Here is a 20,758-nt window from a genome sequence, read left to right as displayed (position 1 = left end):
CCACCGGCATGGGGGCGGCGTTGCGCGCTGCCTTGCCGCGTGGCCCGGCCTGGGCGGTGGTTGCCTGCACCTGGCTGCTGGCCTGGCTGTGGCTGGGCTGGGGCGTCTTGGGCTGGGGGCTGGTGGCCGGTGGGACGCTCTGGCTGTGGCGCCGCTCGCTTCAGCAGCGCTTGGGCGGCTTTAGTGGCGATACCGCCGGCGCACTGGTGGAAATGACCGAGGTGGCGTTGCTCATTCTGGCCGCTGCGCGGATTGCTTCATGACGACTCAGCATGACATTCATCACGCCCAGGAATGGGCCAATGCGCAGGCGCCGCTGATCTGGCTGTTTGGCAAGACCCAGGCCGGCAAGACCAGCCTGGTGGCGGAAATCACCGGTCAGGCGCGCGATGACATCGGGCGTGGCTTTCGCCCCATGACGCGCCAGGCCCGCATCTATGCCTTCCCTGAAGCCCAGCCCGTGCTGCGATTTCTCGATACCCGTGGGTTGGGTGATGCCGCCGACAGCGAAACCGATGCGGCACTGACCGAGATGGAAGGCTTTTGCCAGGAGGCCCATGTCCTGATGGTGGTGGTGCGCGTCGATGACCTCGATCTGCGCGAGTTCCTGACGCACCTGAGCGCACTGCGCCAACGCCAGCCACATTGGCCGCTGATCGTGGTGCAAAGCTGCCTGCATCACACCTATCCCAGCCAAGGGCGCCATCTTGATCCCTATCCCTTCGATGGCAGTGATGCTGATTTTGCCATTCCGTCCTTGCCCGATGCCTTGCGCCAAGCCCTGATGGCTCAGCGCGCCCTGTTGCGCTCGCTGCCGGGTCACACACCTCCGATCTTTGTGCCGCTGGATTTCACCCGTCCCGAACAGGCGCAGCCGCCCACCGATTATGGCGCTGAACGCCTGTGGAGCGTGCTGGAGGATATTCTGCCGCAGGTGGTCGCACAGCTGGCACCAAATCAGGAATTGAAACTGCGCCAAACTCTGGTGCTGCCCTGGTCACTGGCTGCGGCGGCGGCCAATGCCGTGCCCCTGCCGGTGATCGGCGGACTGGGCGCGGCCAGTCTGCAGGCGATTATGGTCAACCAAATTGCCCGTCGCCGGCTAGGCACCTCGGCTGGGCTCGATCACTGGGGCGAATTTGTCTCCACCTTGGGCGCTGGCTTCGCACTCGGGTTTGGCGGGCGCTGGCTGGCCCAGCAGGTGCTCAAAATGGGGGTTGGTTGGGGATCGGCCTTGGTCGCATCCTGGACCTTTGCCATCACCTATGGTCTGGGCGAAGCCGCCATCTACTACTTTGATCGCAAGGCGCATGGACTGGCACCGGAACGCGATGCCATGATCGAACGCTATCGCATCAGTCTCACCGCCGCACGAACGCTCTACGAACAATTTCGCAAGCGCCAGCCGTGAACACATTCTTGTCGTTGCTGCGCCGTTATTGGCGCGAACTCCTGGTGGCGATCCTCATCAGTGCTCCCCCCATGACGCTGGCGATGCTCGGCGGCCTGTGGCTGTTACAGAACGCCTGGTGGCCCTATTGGTCGCTGGGCTTCATTCTGCTGACGGTGCTGCCGCTGTATGTGCTGCCGGCGTTCTGGAAGCCACGCGCACCTGGGATCGCCATCCGCACCACCGACCCCCAGGCCCCCAGCGCCGAAACTGCCGCCCGGGCCGAGTTGCAGAGGCTTCTGCACCAGGTCAGTGCTGATGATCTGGCCACGGATCAGGCCGTGCGCCAACTGCTGTTGCGCACCATCAACGCGGTCGCCGGTGCCTATCGCCCCCAGGATGCCGATGAGCGGCTTGGAGAGAGTGAGACGTCAACAGCAGAAACCGCAGTGACGCATGCCGCGCTCGGCTTTGCGGTGCCGGAACTCTTGCTGATGACCGAAGAACTGGCCCGCGATCTGCGCGCAACCCTGCTCAAGCGTATTCCCGTGGCCCAGCATATTGAACTCGGTTGGGCGATGCGCATGGTCGATTTGCAAAAAGAGTATCGGCACTGGCACGGCTTCCTGCGTCTGGCGCGCTGGATCAATCCGGCCACTGCCATTGTCAACGAAGTCAGAAGCCTGGTCACCGCACGAGCCTTGAAAGCCCTGGGCGGCCCGGTCAAGGCCGAGATCGCCGCCGTGCTGGTACGTGAAACCGGCGAAGCCGCTATCAAACTTTACTCGGGTCACTATCGGCGCAAGAGCGCGACCCCAACGTCGCCCCCGAAGCGGCCCCCGCCAGCGGAACCGCCCGAACCGCTGCGTCTGCTGGTGGCCGGTCGGCTCAATGCCGGAAAATCCAGCCTGGTCAATGCCCTGCTGGGGATTGACCAACTGGCGGTTGGCCTGACCCACCCCTCGCGCCTCAACATCGCCCATACCCTGAAGGGCACGGACACCACCGGCGATGTCATCCTGATCGACAGCCCCGGCGTGCAGGATCCCAGCGACCCCACCTGGCTGGGGGAAGTGCGCAGCTGTCACCTGTTGCTCTGGGTGATCGCCGCCCATCGCGCCGATTTGCAAGCGGATCGGCATGCCCTGGCAGCGGTGCGCGCCATCGCCCAGCAGGATGCCCGGCTCAGCCAAATCCCCATGGTGCTGGTGATCACGCATGCCGATCGCCTCGAACCCATGCAGGAATGGCAACCCCCCTACGACCCCTGGCAGGGCCAGCGTCCCAAGGAGCGGATGATGCGCGATGTGCTGGAGTATTTTTGCGACACCCTCGGGGTCACACAGGAGCGAGCCGTCTTTGTGGCCCTGGCGCCGGAACACCCGGTCTGGAATCTGGAAGCCCTGTGGTCAAGCGTCGATCAAGCCTTGCCCCAGGCACGACGCAAGCAGCTCGAGCAAGCGACCCGCCGCGATGGCTGGATTAAAATTGTCGCCGACAGTGTCAACAGCGCGGGCGGTTTGGTTGACGCCGCCCAGGTGATGGTCAAAAGTCGCTTGGAACGCACGCCCTGGTTTCGCCGCTCGAATTAACAGCCAGTCAGGCGCCTGAAGCAATTGGGCCGGCTCAGGCGGCTTTGAACGCGACCTGCTGGATGAAATCGACCCCTTGGCGATCATAGGGGCGTTGCAGGTCGCCATAGCGCTCGACATTGACGAAACCGGCATCTTCGAGCAAGTGGGTCAAATAATCCTGGCGCAGCGGGTACATATTGAGCTGAAAGACCGAACCGTTTGCGAAGCTGTATTCAAACTTCGCCAGGCGCGGATTCAGCTCGACGGGGCCGACTTTGATGCCCTCGCCGGTGTAGCAGAGTTCGTGCTTTGAATCATAGCCGTGGTCGAGCATGCGATCATAGTTGCGTTGGTCGATCACCAGCATGCCACTCGGTCGCAGCACCCGGTTAAAAGCGCGCAAGGCGTCGCGGCGATCCTCATGGTCGAACAGATGGGTGAAGGAATTACCCAGACAGACGATGGCGTCGAACTGCTCGTGGCCGAGTGCGTCATCAAGGTGGCGCCAGTCGGCGACCTTGCTGTCAGCGAAGTGGATGCCGCGCGCGGCGGCGTTCTCGCGCGCCTTGGCGAGCATGTTCTCGGAGCCGTCGGTGGCGGTCACTTCAAAACCCACCTGGGCCAGGCCAACGGCGTTGACGCCGGTTCCGGTGGCAACATCCACCACCTTGCGACAGTCCTGCGCCTTCAGCAGACGTGCATAAAAATGGCCCTCGCGCGCCAGGCGCGCCTCCCAGCCAACCAGATCATCCCAGTGCTCAGCAAAGGTGGCGGTGTATTGTTGCTGTTGATTGCCTCGATTGAGGTTGAGAACGGCGGACATGGCAGTCTCCTTGCTGTTGCTTGATAAACAGCAACTAGCCTAACGGCATCCCACTAAGAGATACAGATGCAGTTGCAAGCATTCTGGAGTGGTACAGTGTCAGCCATGACCAAGCTTCTCTACGAAGAGATTGCCACTCGACTGGCGACATTGATCGAACAGGGAACCTTCGCGCCCGGGGCTCGGTTGCCCGGATTGCGCAAGCTCAGCCGCCAGTTCAACGTGAGCGTCGGCACCGTGGTTTCGGCTTGTGCGCTGCTTGAGGCACAGGGATTACTGCTCGCTGAGCCGCGCTCCGGGCACTATGTCGCTGACCGGCTCGATGAGACACGGGCTGAGACACCGGCGCGCCCGGAGATCGGCACGCCGGCGGAGGAACCGGCGCTGATTCAGGGCCAGGAGCGGGTGCTGGCCCTGGTTCAGGCGCACAATGATCCCGCACTACTGCCCTTCGGGGCTGCGGTGCCGGATGCCAGCTTCCTGCCGATAGCGGCACTCGAGCGCAGTGCTGCGCGCGTGCGCCGCACTCAGCGCGGGCGGGTGGCGGATTATGACTTCCCGCCCGGTGCGCTGGAGCTGCGAGTGCAGATCGCCCAGCGCATGGCCGAGGCCGGCTGTCAGCTCGGCCCGGACGAAATAGTCGTGACCAGCGGTTGTCAGGAGGCCCTGGTGTTGAGCCTGCGCACAGTGGCGCAACCCGGCGATGTGATCGCCATCGAATCGCCGACCTTCTACGGCATTTTGCAGGCGATCGAGTCGCAGGGAATGCGTGCCCTCGAGATCGCGACTGATCCGCAGACGGGACTGTCTCCCGACTCCCTGGCGCGCGCCCTGAAGCAGTGGCCGATCAAAGCCTGTGTGCTGATGCCGAATTTTGGCAATCCCCTCGGGCATCGAACTCCAGAACCGCGCAAAGCCGAACTGGTTAGTTTGCTGCAGGCGCGAGGTGTGGCATTGATCGAGGATGACGTTTACGGCGAGCTGGCGTTCGACCATCAGCGCCCCTGGGCGGCCAAGGCCTATGACACCCAGGGCGAGGTGCTCTACTGTGGTTCCTTCTCCAAGACTCTGGGCTCTGGGCTGCGGCTTGGCTGGGCTGCGCCGGGCTGTTACTGCGAGCGCTTCACTTATTTGAAATATGCCTCCAGCCAGGCAACGCCGACCCTGACCACGCTGGCCGTGGCCGACTACCTGGAGCGCGGCGGCTATCAGCGCTTCCTGCACGCAACCCAGCGCCGTTACCGTCAGCAGGTACGGCGAGTGATTGAGGCCGTTGGCCGGTATTTCCCCGCCGGCACCCGGATGACACGGCCCAGCGGCGGCTTCGTCGTCTGGGTGGAATTGAGGCAGGGAGCCAATGTGCTTGCCTTGCAGAAGCGGGCACTTGCAGCCGGCATCAGCATCGCTCCCGGTCCCATCTTTTCAAGCTGCGGCGGCTATGAGCGTTGCTTTCGGTTAAATTGCGCCTTGCCCTGGTCGCCGCGCATTGAAGCTGCCCTGGCTGTGCTCGGGCGCCTAGCTGGCGAAACCGGCTGACTTCTGGATTTGGCGGTTTGCATGATGTTGTCCTGGCTGGCCATATCCGGCTTGGGGTCGCTACGCTGCTGGTTTGAGCGCTGCTTCAATGCACTCAAATCTGGCATGCAGATCCGCATCTGCAGCGGCCGGGGCGCTGAGATGCCATTGTTCCAGTAACGGCTTGGACTGGATGAGTGCGCCGCTGTCACCATCGCCGAGCTTGTCGCGCAAGCGCTCGACTTGCAGTTCCATGCGCCGCTCCATTTGCGCGGGCGGTGAGTCGAGATGCGCGAGAATCTCCAGGCGCAGGCAGAGTTCTTCGCGCTGTTGGCGACCCGCTTCACAGCGCTCGGCCAGTTGTGCCCGGGCACTGGAGTCATCAAGGGCTGCCAGCAGTTGGTCAAAGCCCTGGTGCAGCGTGGATGCTGGAGTGCTTGATCCGCCCAAGGCCGACCACTGGGCCAGCAGTGCCTCGCGCTCGGGCGCTGGGGTGTCGTCGTCACTGAGCAGGGTGATCGCCTGCGCGCTTAAAAAATCCGCTTGCTGTTTGAGTGCGGTGAGCTCGCGCCAGTCGGCTTGTTCCTGCAAGGTGCGCAACTGTTGCTCCAGACGTTGTTCCGCCCGCTGCCAGCGTTGCTCCAGTGACTTTTTGGCTTGACGCGGCACGGGCAGCTTATGGCTGTCGTGCCACTGTTGGGCCAGTTGCTCCCAGTCCGCTCTGAGCTGTGAGGCTGAGGTAGTTTCGGATGTGGTTCCAGGCGTCGCTTCATCAAGGGGCCGCTGTGCGAGCGCCTCGGCTTGCTGGCACAGGGCTTCGCGCTGTTCCTGATTGTGGTGGAACTCCTGGTGGCGGCTGGCGCGCTCCTGGTGGCGCCGGGCAAACACCGCATCACTGGCGGCACGGAATTTTTGCCACAGGCTGTTTTCTTCCTGTTGGCGCCCAGACACCGTGGTGCGCCATTGCTGTTGCAAGGCTTTCGCCTCATGGATAGCCCGCTCCAAGTCGGATTCATCGGCCAGCGCGCGCATGCGTTCGACTAAATCCCGCTTGTGCGCGCGGTTGAGGGCACGCTCTTCCTTCAGCGCCTTGTCAATCTGCGCCAGACTGCGGCGGAAGCGTCCTTCGAGTCCGCCTCGGGCATGCGCTTCAAGCGGTTCCAGCGCGTTCCAGGCCTGGCGCATTTCACGTTCGGCGCGCACCATGGCTTTCCAATCGACCTTGTCCCAATCGACGGCGGCGAGAAAGTGCTCCAACTGCTCGCACAGGGTGCGACGCGCCTCGCGGCTGGCACGCTGGCGTTCGGCGCGGGCCTGGAAATAGGGCTCGCAGCGGCTGGCGACCTGGTCAGTGGCCTGCTTGAAACGCTGCCAGTAGCTTTCGCTGGCCGGGGTGCCGGATTGATCGATCTTGCGCCAGTCGCGGCGCAGGTTGTTGAGGCGGGCGGCCAGGGTGTCGAGTGCATCGGTGGTGTTGGCGGCCAGACATTCGGCGTCGTGACACAGGCTCTCGCGTCCCTGATCGGCGCTCCAGCGCCGCCAGCGTTGCAGCTCGCGCAGGCTGCTCTGATGGGCTTTGAGGGCTTTGTCAATTGTCTTGATATCCGCGCCAGGCAGGCCAGCGGCGCGTGCCTGATCCAGCGTGGCACTGAGCTTCTGATACAGGGGCTCGGCTTTGCGCAGCTCACCGGCGTCCAGATGCGTGGTGAGACTTTGAAGCTGCTCGGGGGCGGCGGCCAGTTTGCGTTCGGCATGGCGGCGCTGTTTATTCAGGCGGCGCTCAAGGCTTTCGAGTTGTGCAGTCGCTTCACGGTCAAGAGCATCTGGTGTCTCGGGCGGGGGTGTCAGCAGCGGTTCGAGCTGTTGTTGCAGTTGACGCGCTGAGTGTCGGTCAATCGATCCCGAGCTTGCCAGCAGCGCCTTGACTTCAGTCAGCAGTTGGGTGCGCTGTGCGTCCCGTTGGGCGGCGGTCTCCTGGGTTTGTTCACTTGATTTAGTTTGGCAGGTCGAGTCGGTCTGAGTTTCCCGACCAGTCGGTTTGGAGGGATCAGGCTCGGATGGATCGGACTTGGATAGATCTGGTCGCTCAGCCGTATCAGCGTCGGTATGTTGCGTATTGGTTTGGAAATTGGCTCGGGTATATTGCTCGAAGCCGGCGATGAAGGCCGCGCGCAGGTTGGGATAGGTATCACGATCCTCGGGTGCGACTTCGGCCTGAATGTCGTTCCATTGCTGATCGAGCAGCTTGAGCCGGGCGCGATCCTGAATCCAGTTGTTAAAGCGCCCCAGTCGTTCCAGCTGGGTGCAGAGTTCGGCACAGCGCTGGCGGATTAGTTGCGGGCGTTCTGTCTGCTGGGCGAGCGCGCGCAATTTCTCGCGTGCGAGTCGATAGACCTTGGTATCGCGTTTGCCGATCTGCCGCACCACCTGTTCGAGCAGTTCCCGCGAGGCGATGCGTTCAACGGCCTGGTGGCGCAGGCTGGGCAGGGCATCTTCCATGGCGCAGCGAGCCAGCAGGGGGGCATCGGTCGGCAGTCGCTCGATGGCCGCACGGCGCAGTTCCGGGGCTCGGGCTTCCAGGGCAACGGCGCCGAGTTGCTCGGAATTGAAGAATTCGGCAATTTCCGTTAAGGCCTGCGGCAGCTGTGCAGCTTCGGATTCCAGAGCGCAGAGCAGGTGGCGATAGCGGGCGGCGGCCAGTTCGCGGGTGCCAATGTCGGGCGAGCGCTCGGCGACCTGACGCAAAACACTCAGGTCGTCAATGACACGGCAGGCTTGACGCCGCTGCGCCGTATCGGTCCCGTTCAGCGCAGCCTCGGCGAGTTCTTCCGGTGTCGGCGGTGGCGGTGGCGGTGCCTTGCGGAACAAGCGCTTGAAAATCATGGTGTTATTGAGTTGGCTGTTAGTGAGGAATCAGTCACTGCCAGGGCAGTTGTCAGCCCGGTAGTGTAACACTCAGGAACCCCAGGGCTCGCGCCACCAACGGCCGTGCTCCTCGACCAGCACTTCGCCGCGATCCGGGGGCCAGTCGGCCAGTACCTGACGCATGCAGTTGCGTTGATCAATGCGCAAATGATGGTCGCCAGGGCGATGGGTGTGGCCATGAATCAGGCGATCAGCCTGGTAGCGGCGCAGATAGTCAGCCACGGTGTCCGGATTGACATCCATACTGGCGCTTGGTTTCCGGGTCATGGCTTCAATACTGCGATGGCGATAATTGGCTGCGATGCGGCGGCGACGTTTCAGAGACTGCCACAGAAACAACTGCTTGATCAGTGGATTGCGCACCCAGCGGCGAAACCGCTGGTAGGGAATGTCATCCGTGCACAGCAAATCGCCGTGCATCAGCAGAACGCCCTGGTTGGCAATACGCACCAGGCTCGGATCCGGCAGCCGCTGGCAGCCACTGGCACGGACAAAACGACGACCGAGCAGGAAGTCGCGATTGCCATGCAGCAGCCGACAGGCGGTGCCGGTGGAGGTGAGGGTGCGCAGGGTGCCAATTACTTGCTGATACTCCGGGCGGTTGTCATCGTCGCCGATCCAGTGGTCGAACAGGTCACCCAGGATGTACAACTCGGCCGCCCCGGAGGCGCGCTGGCGCAGAAAGGCGCAAAAACGTTCCATCCCGTCCGGCACCTCGGGGTCAAGATGCAGATCAGAGATAAACAGTCGTTGCGCCACCCGCGACCTAACCCTCTAACTTAACGTCCTGTAAAGTCCCGGGCGCTCAATCCAGCACTTCGGCACTGTGAATGATCACGTCTTCCACCGGGACATCCTGATGCCCCTTGCGGTTGCCGGTGCTGATCCCTTTGATGGTATTGACCACGTCCATACCATCCGTGACCCGACCAAAGACGGCATAGCCCCAGCCATCCTGCCCGGGATGGTCGAGAAAATCGTTATCCGCCACGTTGATGAAAAACTGTGCCGAGGCCGAATGCGGATCGGCGGTGCGCGCCATGGCCAGGGCTCCAGTGACGTTTTTCAGGCCGTTGTTGGCCTCGTTTTTGATCGGCGCGCGGGTGCTTTTCTGGTCAAAATCGACCGTCATGCCGCCGCCTTGAATCATGAAGTTGTCGATCACACGGTGAAAAATGGTGCCATCATAATGCCCATCGCGCACGTACTGCTCGAAGTTTTCGCAGGTGATCGGGGCTTTTTCGTGGTCGAGTTCAATCAGGATGTCGCCGTGGTTGGTGCTCAGTTTAATCATCGTGGTGCTTTTCCCAGAGGTTTAATGTGTCAGTGTTTCCAAGCATCCTGCTATCCTACGGGGTTCGGTCGCCAGGATAAAGTATGTGAGGACAACAAAGCCGATGCTTCAGATTTTCAATAGCCTGACCCGCCGCAAGGAGCCTTTCACGCCACTGGAGCCTGGCAAGGTTCGTATGTACGTCTGCGGCATGACGGTTTACGACTACTGCCACCTGGGTCATGCGCGGGTGCTGGTGGTCTTTGATATGGTTTACCGCTACCTGCAAAACGCGGGTTATGAGGTGACCTATGTGCGCAATATTACCGATGTTGATGACAAAATCATCCGCCGGGCGGCGGAGCAGGGCGTGCCGATTACCGAGCTGACGGAGCGCTTTATCGAGGCCATGCACGAGGATGCGGCTATGCTGGGCGTGCGTCCTCCCACCCTTGAGCCGCGTGCCACCGCGCACATTACTGAGATCGTCGCCATGGTGGAGCAGCTACTCGAACGCGGGCATGCCTATCAGGCGGAGAATGGGGATCTGTATTACCAGGTGTCAAGCTTTGCGGGCTATGGGCGTCTGTCGGGCAAGCATCCGGCCGATCTGCGCGCGGGGGCGCGGGTGGAAGTGGATGAGCACAAGCGCGATGCGCTGGATTTCGTGCTTTGGAAAGCCACCAAACCCGGCGAGCCGGCTTGGGAGTCCCCCTGGGGACCGGGGCGGCCAGGCTGGCATATCGAATGTTCGGCCATGTCAACCCATTGTCTGGGTGCGCATTTCGATATCCACGGCGGTGGGGCGGATTTGCAGTTTCCGCATCATGACAACGAAATTGCCCAGTCCGAGGGCGCGACAGGTGAGCCCTTCGTCAATGTCTGGATGCACAATGGTTTTGTACGCATCAATGACGAAAAGATGTCGAAATCCCTGGGCAACTTCTTTACCGTCCGCGAGATCCTCACGCGCTACCGGGCCGAGGAGATCCGCTATTTCATCCTAACCAGCCACTACCGCAGTCCGCTCAATTACGACGACACGCATCTCGATAACGCCCGCGCGGCCCTGACGCGGCTCTATACGGCCCTGCGCGGCTTGCCGGTGGCACAACCTGCCGGTGGTGAGGCCTTCCGCGCCCGCTTCACGGCGGCCATGGACGATGATTTCAACACCCCTGAGGCGCTGGCTGTGCTGTTCGATATGGCGCGCGAGGTCAATCGTCTGCGCGAAACCGACGAACTGGCGGCGGCTGCACTGGGGAGCGAACTGCGGCAGCTCAGCGCGGTGCTGGGCCTGCTGCAAGACAACGCCGATGAGGTGTTGCGCGCCGGTGCCGCTTCCAACGCTGCGCAACAAGGGCCGAGTGATGCCGAGATTGATGCGCTGATTCAGCAACGCGCCGATGCCCGCAAGGCGCGCGACTTCGCGACCGCCGATCGCATTCGTGACCAACTGCAGGAGGCCGGGGTGGTGCTGGAAGACAGCGCCGCCGGTACCCTCTGGCGGCGGGAATAGGTTCAGCACTTTCGTGCTATGATGAGGGGTTTGATGAACCCTGACCGCCTGTTGCGCGCCACTACCAGCTTGCCCTAACACCCATGCCGGATTTTGCCAAGGAAGTTCTGACCGTCAATCTTGAAGATGAGATGCGGCAGTCGTATCTCGATTACGCCATGAGCGTCATCGTCGGCCGCGCACTGCCGGATGTGCGCGATGGGCTCAAGCCCGTCCATCGTCGCGTCCTGTTCGCGATGAACGAGCTGGGCAATGACTGGAACAAGCCCTATAAGAAATCGGCCCGCGTGGTCGGTGATGTGATCGGTAAGTATCACCCCCATGGCGACACCGCCGTCTACGACACCATTGTGCGCATGGCCCAACCCTTCTCGATGCGCTACATGCTGGTGGACGGGCAGGGCAATTTTGGCTCGGTCGATGGTGACTCGCCAGCGGCAATGCGCTACACCGAAGTGCGCATGGCGCGGATCGCGCACAGCCTGCTGGATGATCTCGACAAGGAAACTGTTGATTTTATTCCCAATTACGACGAATCTGAGCATGAGCCGGCGGTGCTGCCGGCGCGCTTCCCCAATCTGCTGGTCAATGGCTCCTCCGGCATCGCCGTGGGCATGGCGACCAATATTCCGCCACATAATCTCGGCGAGATCATTGATGCCTGCTTGAAGCTGATCGACGAACCCCTCACCACCCTGGAGGAGCTGATTGAGCTAGTGCCGGGGCCGGACTTCCCCACTGCCGCCATTATCAATGGCGTGCGTGGCATTCGCGAAGCCTATTGCACCGGGCGCGGGCGCATTCAACTGCGCGCACGGGCCGAGGTTGAGACCATCAAGCGCAGCGGGCGCGAGGCGGTGGTGGTCACCGAGCTGCCTTATCAGGTCAACAAGGCACGGATGCTGGAGAAAATGGCCGAGCTGGTGAAGGAGAAAAAGCTCGAAGGCATCGCCGAGTTGCGCGACGAGTCGGACAAGGACGGCATGCGGGTGGTGATCGAAATCAAGCGCGATCACCATGCCGAGGTGGTGCTGAACAATCTTTATCAGCACACCAATATGCAGACGGTTTTCGGCATCAATATGGTGGCTCTAGTCGATGGTCAGCCGCGCCTGCTGAATCTCAAGCAATTGCTGGAATACTTCCTGCGCCACCGTCGTGATGTGGTCACGCGCCGGACGCTGTATGAACTGCGCAAGGCACGCGAGCGCGCGCATCTGTTGGAAGGCTTTACCGTCGCACTGGCCAACATCGACGAAGTCATCGCGTTGATCAAAGCCTCCGCCAATCCGGCCCAAGCGCGTGAAGGGCTGATGACGCGCCTGTGGATGCCGGGGCAGGTGACTGGCATGCTGGAGCGCTCCGGTGCCGCCGAGACGCGCCCGGATGATCTCGAGCGCCACTTTGGGCTGATCGGGGAGGGCGCCGACGCCGGTCGCTATCGGCTCAGCGAACGCCAGGCGCGCGCCATTCTTGATCTCCAGCTCCAGCGTTTGACTGGTCTGGAGCAGGATAAGATCATCAAGGAATATGGCGAGATTCTGAACAAAATTGCCGCCTTGCTGGAAATTCTACGCAATCCCGAGCGGCTGATGCAGGTGATTCGCGATGAGCTGACCGCGATTCGGGAACAATACGCCGATGCGCGCCGCACCGAGATTGTCACCGATCAGACCGATCTCACCCTGCTCGATTTAATCGCCCCCGAGGATGTGGTGGTAACGCTCTCGCACGCGGGCTATGTCAAGGCGCAGCCGCTGTCGGAATACCAGGCCCAGCGCCGGGGCGGCAAGGGACGCATGGCGGCCACGACCAAGGACGAAGACTTTATCGACCGGCTGTTTGTAGCCAATTCTCATGACACCGTGCTGTGCTTTTCCAGTTTCGGCAAGGTGTATTGGCTCAAGGTCTATGAGTTACCCCAAGCTGGGCGGGGCGCGCGCGGGCGACCGATTGTCAACCTGCTGTCGCTGGAGCCGGGCGAGCGCATCAACGCTACCCTGCCCGTGGCCGAGTACGATCAGGATCGTTTCATCTTCATGGCCACCAGCCAGGGTACCGTCAAGAAGACCCCAATCCGCGAGTTTTCGCGTCCCTTGTCGCGCGGCCTGATTGCGATTGACCTGCGCGAGGACGAATATCTGATTGGCGTGGCCGTGACCGATGGGCGTCAGGACATGATGCTCTTCACCAGCGCTGGCAAGGCGGTGCGCTTCAATGAGGAAAACGTCCGCTCCATGGGCCGCACCGCGCATGGGGTGCGTGGGGTGACGCTGGAGGATGGTCAGCGGGTGATTTCCCTGTTAGTCGCCGAGCCGGGTGCGGTGCTGACCGTGACCGAAAAAGGCTATGGCAAACGCACGCCGGTCGAAGAATTCCCAACCAAGGGTCGCGGTGGCAAGGGCGTGATCGCCATCCGCACCAGTGAGCGCAATGGCGAGCAAATCAGCGCCGTGCTAGTGCGTCCTGGAGATGAAATCATGCTGATCACCGATGGCGGCACCCTGGTGCGCACCGCTGTCGATGGCATCTCACTGCTCGGTCGCAGCACCCAGGGCGTGCGCTTGATCAACCTGAGCGAAGGCCAGCGCCTAGCCGGCATTGAGCGCATTGTGGCGCTGAATGGGGATGGTGACAGTGATGACGATGAAGATCCTGGTGACAATAGTGACGGTGATGGTGAGAACACGGAGATTTGAATGGGCCTGATACAGACAGGGATCGAGTGCATTAATCCTCACAATCTGAACCTGAAGCCGCTGAACTTTTTTGAAGACATGGATTTGATTATTAATCCAAGATGCAAGAAGTCGCGGTGAATCCACACAGTCCAAACATTCCGGCCGCCGTTGTTAAAACGGCCTCCTCCTGGGGCCGGAATCCTCCCGGAACGAATGGAGAACAATACAAATGACCCGACCCTATAACTTCAGCGCCGGCCCGGCCATGCTGCCGGAGCCAGTGCTGCGGCGCGCGCGTGATGAAATGCTCGATTGGCACGACAGCGGTATGTGCGTGGCGGAAATGAGCCATCGCGGCAAGGAGTTCATGTCCATCGCCGAGCAGGCCGAGGCGGATTTGCGCGACTTGTTAGCTATACCGGAGCAGTATCGCGTGCTGTTTTTGCAGGGGGGCGCGTCGAGTCAGTTCGCCATGGTGCCGATGAACCTGCTGCGCGGACGCGCGAGTGCCGATTATCTGAATACTGGCAGCTGGTCGAAGAAGGCCATCGCCGAGGCCAAGCGCTTTTGCACGCCAGCCATTGCCGCCAGCACCGAGGCGGATAAATTCTCCCGCGCTCCGGAGCAGAATGAACTCAAGCTGTCCGCCGAGGCGGCCTATTTGCATTACACTCCGAACGAGACCATTGAGGGTGTCGAATTCCCTGAGATTCCAGACACTGGTGATGTTCCGCTGGTGGCGGATATGTCCTCGACTCTGCTGTCGCGCCCGCTCGATGTCTCCCGCTTTGGTTTGATCTATGCTGGGGCGCAGAAAAATATCGGCCCCGCCGGGCTGACACTGGTGATTGTGCGCGAGGATCTGATTGGCGAACCACTCACTGGCACTCCAGCCATGTTCGACTACGGCATTCATGCCAAGAACGGTTCCATGTACAACACACCGCCGACCTACGCCTGGTATCTGGCCGGTTTGGTGTTCAGTTGGCTGAAAGAGTTGGGTGGACTCGAAGCCATGGCCGAGATCAACCGGCGCAAGGCGGCCAAACTCTATGCGGCCATTGATGCGTCGGCCTTTTATGCCAATCCGGTTGAGCCGCGTTCGCGCTCCTGGATGAATGTGCCTTTCACCCTGGCGGATCCGAACCTGGACAGCGAGTTTCTCGCTGGCGCCAAGGCGGCCGGACTGCTAACTCTCAAGGGCCACCGTTCGGTCGGCGGTATGCGCGCGAGCATCTACAACGCCATGCCTGAGGCAGGAATCGATGCCTTAGTGAACTTTATGCGCGAGTTCGAGCGCACACGCGGATAAGGGTTGGCTATGTATAAAATTCTCACGCTGAACAACATCTCCCTGGCTGGTTTGGAGCGGCTGCCGCGCGATCGGTTCGAGATTGCCTCCGAGATCAGTCATCCGGATGCTGTTCTGGTGCGCTCAGCCAAAATGCACGACATGGAGATTCCTGACACCGTCAAAGCCATCGGCCGTGCCGGTGCCGGTGTTAATAATATCCCGGTTGACCGCATGAGTGCGCGTGGTGTGGCGGTGTTCAACGCTCCGGGTGCCAATGCCAATGCTGTGAAGGAACTGGTGCTGGCTGGGATGCTAATGGCGGCGCGCAACATCGCTCAAGGCTGGTCCTTCGCGCGCGGGCTGGAAGGTGAGGATGCCAGCATTAGCAAGGCTGTCGAGGCCGGCAAGAAGGACTTCGTCGGTTTCGAGCTGCCAGGACGGACGCTGGGCGTCATTGGTCTGGGCGCGATCGGTGTGCTGGTGGCCAATGCTGCGCGGGCGTTGGGCATGCGGGTGATCGGCTATGACCCGAGCATTACCGTGCGTGCGGCCTGGAAGCTGGAGTCTAATGTCGAAGCGGCGCTGTCAATCGACGATCTGGTCTCACGGTCAGATTTCATCAGTTTTCATGTGCCTCTGACTGATCAGACCCGGCACATGATCAACGCCGAACGGATCGCCGCCATGCCTGATGGCGCGGTGCTGCTGAATTTCTCCCGCGATGGCATCATTGATGACCAAGCGGCGGTCGAGGCGTTGAACGAGCGTAAGCTCTATGCCTATGTGTGTGATTTTCCAAGTAATTTGCTCAAGGATCATCCACGGGTGATTACACTGCCGCATCTTGGCGCTTCAACCAGCGAGGCTGAGGAGAACTGTGCGGTGATGGTCGCCGATCAACTGCGAGCCTATCTGGAAGATGGCAATATTCGCAATTCGGTGAATTTCCCCGAGATCGACCTGCCGCGCAATGGCGGGCATCGCCTGGCGGTGGTCAACAGCAATGTGCCAAATATGGTCGGGCAGATTTCCACCTTGCTGGCGGACACCAAGCTCAACATCATCGACATGCTGAATCGCTCACGCGGCGATTTGGCGGTGACCTTGATTGATGTTGACCACGCCTGCGAGCCGGAAACTCTGGAACGCATCGCCGCGATTGAGGGTGTGCTGATGGTGCGCGCACTCGGCGGGCGGAAGCTGACCTGACGCGAACTGGTTCGTGCCTCTGATTTGACTTGATTTGATGTGTGACTTGACTGGGCTGCAAGGCTAGCGTTTATGGCGACGACAATCACTCAGCCGTCAATGGAAACCAGCGAGCGCCTCAAAGCCGTGCGCGAGCGCATTGATGCGACCGATGCGGAAATTTTGCGCCTGCTCTCGGAGCGCGCCCGTTGCGCTCAGGAAGTCGCCGAGATCAAGGCGACGCATGCGCCCCAGAGTCATTTTTATCGCCCCGAGCGCGAGGCGGAGATTCTGCGCCGCATCAAGTCGGATAACCCGGGACCCCTGCATGACGAGGAAGTTGCGCGGCTGTTTCGCGAGATCATGTCCGCCTGTCTGGCGCTTGAAAAGCCGCTGTCGGTAGCCTATCTCGGACCCGAGGGCACCTTCACCCAGGCCGCCGCGCTGAAGCACTTTGGCCATTCGGTGCGCACCTTACCCTTTGGCGCCATTGGCGACATTTTCCGCGAAGTCGAAGCAGGCGCCTGCCACTTTGGCGTGGTGCCGGTGGAGAATTCAACCGAAGGCGTGGTCAGCCACACACTCGACACCTTCATGCAATCACCGTTGCACATCGTCGGGGAGGTGACGCTGCGCATTCATCATCATCTGATGAGTCGCGCCAGCCGTCTCTGCGACGTGCGCCGGGTCTATTCGCATCAGCAGTCGCTGGCGCAATGCCGCGCCTGGCTGGATCGCCATCTGCCCCAGGCCGAGCGTATCCCGGTTGGCAGTAATGCCGAGGCGGCCCGGTTGGCAACGGAAACCACAGACACCGGTGCCGTAGCCGGTGAGGCGGCGGCTGAAATCTATCGGCTCAATCTGCTCGCCAATCGCATTGAGGATGATCCGCGTAACACCAGCCGCTTTTTGATTATCGGCCCTGAGGATGCACCGCCAAGCGGTAAGGACAAAACCAGCCTGTTGCTGTCGTGCCGCAATGAGGCCGGTGGCCTGTATCGGCTGCTGACGCCTTTGGCTGAACACACCATCAGCATGACCCGGATTGAATCGCGCCCCTCCCGACAGGGCGTGTGGGACTATGTCTTCTTTGTCGATCTGTGCGGACATCGCAACGATGAACAGGTGGCCGCCGCGCTCGATCAACTCAGAGTCTCGGCCAATTTGTTCAAGATCCTTGGCTCCTATCCGGAAGCGGTACTTTAACAACATCTGAGTCTTGCCATGACCCCATCTGATCGCTCTTTTCGTCCCCAGCCAGCCCCACAGATTGGGGCGCTTAATCCCTATGTGCCGGGTAAGCCGATTACCGAACTCGAACGCGAGCTTGGTATCCGCGAATCCATCAAGCTGGCCTCGAATGAAAACCCACTTGGCCCGGGTGAGCTGGCCCGCGCGGCCTATGCGCAGGCCGCTGCTGAACTGGGGCGTTACCCAGATGGCGGCGGCTTTGCACTGCGCCATGCCATTGCACGCCATCATGATGTTGATCCCGAGATGATCACCATTGGCAACGGCTCCAATGACGTGCTGGATCTGGTCGCACGCACCTTTTTGCATCCGGGGCAGGAAGCGCTGTTTTCTCAGTATGCCTTCGCTGTCTATCCCATCGCCACCCAGTCGGTTGGTGCCACGGCACGGGTGGCGCCAGCAAAGGACTTTGGTTACGATCTCGATGCGATGGCGGCGCTGATCACTGACAACACCCGTGTGGTGTGGATCGCCAACCCGAACAATCCCACCGGGACTTGGCTGACAGCCGCCCCACTCAAGGACTTCATTGCCAGTTTGCCCGCAACCTGCGTGTGCGTGTTGGATGAAGCCTACATTGAGTACGCCGAGGATCCCGAGTTGCCCAATGGCGTCGAGTGGTTGGCGGAGTTTCCAAATCTCATTGTCACCCGCACCTTCTCGAAAATTCACGGTCTGGCAGCGCTGCGAGTCGGCTATGGCTTGAGTCATCCGCAGGCCGCTGAGCTAATGAATCGAGTGCGGCAGCCCTTCAATGTCAATGCTCCCGCACAGGCGGCAGCTCTGGCGGCTTTAGCGGACACGGCCCATATCGCCCGATCAGTAGCACTGAACCAGGCCGGTATGACGCAGCTCACTCAGGGACTGGCCGCCTTGGGTTTGCGTGTGATTCCCTCGCGGGGAAATTTTGTTACCGTTGATCTTGGCCGTACAGCCGGCCCGGTTGATCAGGCGTTGCTCAAGGAAGGCGTGATCGCCCGTCCGGTGGCCAATTATGGTTTGCCGAATCATTTGCGCATTAGCGTTGGGTTGGAAGCTGAGAACGCGCGCCTGCTGGCAGCACTCAAACAGGCGCTGGCCGCATGATTGAGCGCCTGGCCGTGATGGGAGTCGGGCTGATTGGCGGCTCCCTGGCGCGTGCGTTGCGCGCGGCTGATCAGGTTGGCGAAATTGTTGGCTGCGGGCGCGGACGCGAAAATCTGGAGCAGGCGGTGGAACTGGGGGTGATCGACCGCTATCACCAGGATCCGGTTGAGGCCGTGCGCGACGCGGATCTGGTGTTTCTGGCGGTGCCGCTGGGTGCCATGCGCGACTTGCTCGCTCAGATCGGCCCGGCGCTGCGCCCGGATGCAGTGGTGACCGATGGCGGTAGCGTCAAAAGCAGTGTGGTGGCCGATGCGCGCGCGGTTTTTGGAACTGTGCCGCCCTGGTTGGTGCCCGGGCATCCAATCGCCGGCACCGAGCGCACCGGTGTGAGTGCCTCCTTTGCGGAGCTGTTCCACCATCGGCGGGTGATTTTAACCCCGGTGGCGGAAACCGACCCACAGGCACTGGCAACTGTGCGTTCGCTATGGGAAGCCGCAGGTGCAGACGTCAGCGAGATGTCAGTGGCCCATCATGACGAGGTGCTGGCCGCGACCAGTCATCTGCCGCACATGCTCGCCTTTGGGCTGGTCGATGCCCTGACGCGCATGGATTGCAGTGATGAGATTTTCCGCTATGCCGCCGGTGGCTTTCGCGATTTCACTCGCATTGCCTCTAGCAGCCCGGTCATGTGGCGCGACATCTGTATCGCCAACCGCGCAAGCCTGAGCGCCATGCTGGCGCGCTTCAGCACCGAAATGAGCGATTTAGCCGCCAGCATCCGCGATGCCGACGGCGAGCATCTGCTGGAAGTCTTTGCCCGCGCCAAGGCGGCGCGGGATGACTTTATTGACGGGACGCGCTGAGCACATCTGAGCATCATCCAACATCAGACTCAGTCAGCCATTAGGCCAGGCTGGCGTTGCTCTGCGGAGCATCTTCAAGAATCCCCTGTTCACCCTCCGACTTGGCAATAATCACCGCGCCACAGGAGTCGCTGGTGACATTCACCGTGGTGCGCATCATATCGAGCAGCCGATCGACTGCCAGCACCAGTCCGATGCCTTCGAGCGGCAGACCAACAGCGGACAGAATGATTGCAATGGCCACCAGGCTAGCCGCCGGAATGCCCGCTACGCCGATGGAGGTGGTGAGTGCCAACAGCACCACGGTCAGCTGCGTCATCAGGCTCATATCAATGCCGTAGGCTTGGGCGATAAAGAGCACCACCACGCATTCATAGAGCGCGGTACCGTCCATATTCACCGTCGCCCCGAGTGGCAGTACAAAGCTGCTGGTGCGATTGGACACCCCGGCGTTTTTCTCGATGCATTCCATGGTGATGGGCAGCGTGGATGAGGATGAGGCGGTGGAAAAGGCGGTGAGCTGTGCGGTGCTAACCGCCCGATAGTGCCGCAGGGGACTGACGCCTCCCAGAAAGCGCAGCAGCAAGGGCAGGGTGATAAAAAAATGAATACCCAGCGCCAGCACCACCGTCAGGAAGAACTTGGCCATGGGAATAAAGGCCTCAAGCCCGGTGCTGGCCACCGTCTTGGCCACCAGGGCAAAGACACCGATGGGCGCGAACTTCATCACCAAATCAGTGATGCGAATCATCACCTGAAATATGCCGTTGAAGAAATTAAACTGCGCCTCACGATAGGGTGTCTCAATGCGGGCCATGAAGAACCCATACAGCAGGCTGAAAAAGATCAAGCCCAGCATCTGGCCAGCGCTGGCGGCGGCGACGATATTGATCGGGATCATGCGTAGGAAGATTTCGACAATATCGCTGGTGCCCTTGTCGGCAAACTGCTCGGCTAGCGCGCCACTGTCGGCTTGCAGACCAAAGACATCGGCGGCGCTGCCATTGATGACCCCGGGCTGGATCAGATTGACCACCGTGAGCCCCACCACCACGGCAAGAAAGCTGGTTAAAACATAGTAGCCAAGGGTTTTCAGCCCCAAACGCCCGAGCGCATCCGACTGACCAATGCCGGCGATGCCGATGATAATTGAGGAGACGATCAGGGGTACCACCAGCATTTTCAGCGCATTCAAAAAGAGTGCGCCGACGAAGGTAAAGATCGCATACAGCTGAACCCCGAACAGGGCCGCCTGTTCGCCGCTCAGCAGACCAATCAGCACGCCGAGGGCGAGGCCGATGAGAATTTGCCAATGAAGCTTGAGTTTCATGACCGACATACTGTTCTCCGCTGTGCTGTTCTGTATGAACTGATGC

At 61.0% G+C, this 20,758-nt stretch carries 16 protein-coding genes; 11 read left to right on the top strand and 5 right to left on the bottom strand.

Annotated features, from left to right (window positions below):
- From CKO36_RS11815 to CKO36_RS20290, 3 genes are all read left to right on the top strand, one after another.
- Positions 1-263 (top strand): adenosylcobinamide-GDP ribazoletransferase (locus CKO36_RS11815; RefSeq protein WP_200284262.1); only part of this gene is annotated, 263 nt, incomplete at its 5' end.
- The gene (locus CKO36_RS11810; protein WP_200284261.1) at positions 260-1,411 is read left to right on the top strand and encodes a GTPase family protein; all 1,152 of its coding nucleotides are present in this window, start codon (positions 260-262) and stop codon (positions 1,409-1,411) included. The genes CKO36_RS11815 and CKO36_RS11810, both read left to right, overlap by 4 nt.
- Positions 1,408-2,982, top strand: a complete 1,575-nt coding sequence (locus CKO36_RS20290; protein ID WP_200284260.1) for a GTPase — start codon at positions 1,408-1,410, stop codon at positions 2,980-2,982. Before CKO36_RS11810 ends, CKO36_RS20290 begins: the two co-directional genes overlap by 4 nt.
- Positions 2,983-3,016: 34 nt before the next feature.
- Here CKO36_RS20290 and CKO36_RS11800 read toward each other — a convergent pair whose 3' ends face one another.
- Complete coding sequence (locus CKO36_RS11800; RefSeq protein ID WP_200284259.1) at positions 3,017-3,787, bottom strand: class I SAM-dependent methyltransferase; 771 nt, start codon at positions 3,785-3,787, stop codon at positions 3,017-3,019.
- Between the two features lie 66 nt (positions 3,788-3,853).
- On the opposite strand from CKO36_RS11800, the gene CKO36_RS11795 reads away from it, so the two are divergent.
- Entirely contained in the window at positions 3,854-5,323 is a 1,470-nt protein-coding gene (locus tag CKO36_RS11795; protein ID WP_242469559.1) for an aminotransferase-like domain-containing protein, read from the top strand.
- A gap of 60 nt (positions 5,324-5,383) precedes the next feature.
- On the opposite strand, the gene CKO36_RS11790 is transcribed toward CKO36_RS11795, so the two are convergent.
- From CKO36_RS11790 to CKO36_RS11780, 3 genes are all read right to left on the bottom strand, one after another.
- Positions 5,384-8,185: a DUF349 domain-containing protein gene (locus tag CKO36_RS11790; protein WP_200284258.1), complete on the bottom strand. Its 2,802-nt coding sequence runs from the start codon at positions 8,183-8,185 to the stop codon at positions 5,384-5,386.
- A gap of 72 nt (positions 8,186-8,257) precedes the next feature.
- Positions 8,258-8,986, bottom strand: coding sequence for a UDP-2,3-diacylglucosamine diphosphatase (locus CKO36_RS11785; RefSeq protein WP_200284257.1), 729 nt, complete (start codon positions 8,984-8,986; stop codon positions 8,258-8,260).
- A 46-nt stretch (positions 8,987-9,032) separates the two neighbouring features.
- The gene (locus CKO36_RS11780; protein ID WP_200284256.1) at positions 9,033-9,521 is read right to left on the bottom strand and encodes a peptidylprolyl isomerase; all 489 of its coding nucleotides are present in this window, start codon (positions 9,519-9,521) and stop codon (positions 9,033-9,035) included.
- A gap of 103 nt (positions 9,522-9,624) precedes the next feature.
- On the opposite strand from CKO36_RS11780, the gene cysS reads away from it, so the two are divergent.
- From cysS to CKO36_RS11745, 7 genes are all read left to right on the top strand, one after another.
- Positions 9,625-11,019 (top strand): cysteine--tRNA ligase, encoded by a 1,395-nt coding sequence (gene cysS / locus CKO36_RS11775; protein ID WP_200284255.1) that lies wholly within the window; start codon positions 9,625-9,627, stop codon positions 11,017-11,019.
- Between the two features lie 83 nt (positions 11,020-11,102).
- Complete coding sequence (gyrA, locus tag CKO36_RS11770; protein ID WP_200284254.1) at positions 11,103-13,718, top strand: DNA gyrase subunit A; 2,616 nt, start codon at positions 11,103-11,105, stop codon at positions 13,716-13,718.
- Between the two features lie 211 nt (positions 13,719-13,929).
- Entirely contained in the window at positions 13,930-15,012 is a 1,083-nt protein-coding gene (serC, locus tag CKO36_RS11765) for a 3-phosphoserine/phosphohydroxythreonine transaminase (RefSeq protein WP_200284253.1), read from the top strand.
- Between the two features lie 9 nt (positions 15,013-15,021).
- Positions 15,022-16,203 carry a 3-phosphoglycerate dehydrogenase family protein gene (locus CKO36_RS11760; protein ID WP_200284252.1) on the top strand — a complete coding sequence of 394 codons (1,182 nt, stop codon included), beginning with the start codon at positions 15,022-15,024 and terminating at the stop codon, positions 16,201-16,203.
- 72 nt (positions 16,204-16,275) lie between these two features.
- Positions 16,276-17,388, top strand: a complete 1,113-nt coding sequence (gene pheA, locus CKO36_RS11755; RefSeq protein WP_242469558.1) for a prephenate dehydratase — start codon at positions 16,276-16,278, stop codon at positions 17,386-17,388.
- Positions 17,389-17,406: 18 nt separating this feature from the next.
- A complete protein-coding gene (gene hisC, locus CKO36_RS11750) occupies positions 17,407-18,519 on the top strand; it encodes a histidinol-phosphate transaminase (protein WP_200284251.1) in 1,113 nt (370 codons plus the stop codon).
- On the top strand, positions 18,516-19,382 hold the full coding sequence (locus CKO36_RS11745) for a prephenate dehydrogenase (protein WP_200284250.1): 867 nt from the start codon (positions 18,516-18,518) through the stop codon (positions 19,380-19,382). The genes hisC and CKO36_RS11745 overlap by 4 nt, the downstream gene beginning before the upstream one ends.
- 40 nt (positions 19,383-19,422) lie before the next feature.
- Here the strand turns inward: CKO36_RS11745 and CKO36_RS11740 are convergent, their stop codons facing one another.
- Complete coding sequence (locus CKO36_RS11740; protein ID WP_200284249.1) at positions 19,423-20,721, bottom strand: dicarboxylate/amino acid:cation symporter; 1,299 nt, start codon at positions 20,719-20,721, stop codon at positions 19,423-19,425.
- Between the last annotated feature and the right edge of the window lie 37 nt (positions 20,722-20,758).

This window comes from Rhabdochromatium marinum (assembly GCF_016583795.1).
In the GTDB taxonomy this organism is placed as follows: Bacteria; Pseudomonadota; Gammaproteobacteria; order Chromatiales; family Chromatiaceae; genus Rhabdochromatium; species Rhabdochromatium marinum.
This window is presented reverse-complemented; position numbering and strand designations above follow the sequence as displayed.

Excerpts from the sequence above, each read along its gene's own strand:
- CKO36_RS11780 (WP_200284256.1), bottom strand. The coding sequence starts at position 9,521 with ATGATTAAACTGAGCACCAACCACGGCGACATCCTGATTGAACTCGAC.
- hisC (WP_200284251.1), top strand. The coding sequence starts at position 17,407 with ATGACCCCATCTGATCGCTCTTTTCGTCCCCAGCCAGCCCCACAGATT.
- cysS (WP_200284255.1), top strand. The coding sequence starts at position 9,625 with ATGCTTCAGATTTTCAATAGCCTGACCCGCCGCAAGGAGCCTTTCACG.
- CKO36_RS11760 (WP_200284252.1), top strand. The coding sequence starts at position 15,022 with ATGTATAAAATTCTCACGCTGAACAACATCTCCCTGGCTGGTTTGGAG.
- gyrA (WP_200284254.1), top strand. The coding sequence starts at position 11,103 with ATGCCGGATTTTGCCAAGGAAGTTCTGACCGTCAATCTTGAAGATGAG.
- CKO36_RS11810 (WP_200284261.1), top strand. The coding sequence starts at position 260 with ATGACGACTCAGCATGACATTCATCACGCCCAGGAATGGGCCAATGCG.
- CKO36_RS11740 (WP_200284249.1), bottom strand. The coding sequence starts at position 20,721 with ATGTCGGTCATGAAACTCAAGCTTCATTGGCAAATTCTCATCGGCCTC.
- serC (WP_200284253.1), top strand. The coding sequence starts at position 13,930 with ATGACCCGACCCTATAACTTCAGCGCCGGCCCGGCCATGCTGCCGGAG.
- CKO36_RS11800 (WP_200284259.1), bottom strand. The coding sequence starts at position 3,787 with ATGTCCGCCGTTCTCAACCTCAATCGAGGCAATCAACAGCAACAATAC.
- CKO36_RS11795 (WP_242469559.1), top strand. The coding sequence starts at position 3,854 with ATGCAGTTGCAAGCATTCTGGAGTGGTACAGTGTCAGCCATGACCAAG.
- pheA (WP_242469558.1), top strand. The coding sequence starts at position 16,276 with ATGGCGACGACAATCACTCAGCCGTCAATGGAAACCAGCGAGCGCCTC.
- CKO36_RS11790 (WP_200284258.1), bottom strand. The coding sequence starts at position 8,185 with ATGATTTTCAAGCGCTTGTTCCGCAAGGCACCGCCACCGCCACCGCCG.
- CKO36_RS11745 (WP_200284250.1), top strand. The coding sequence starts at position 18,516 with ATGATTGAGCGCCTGGCCGTGATGGGAGTCGGGCTGATTGGCGGCTCC.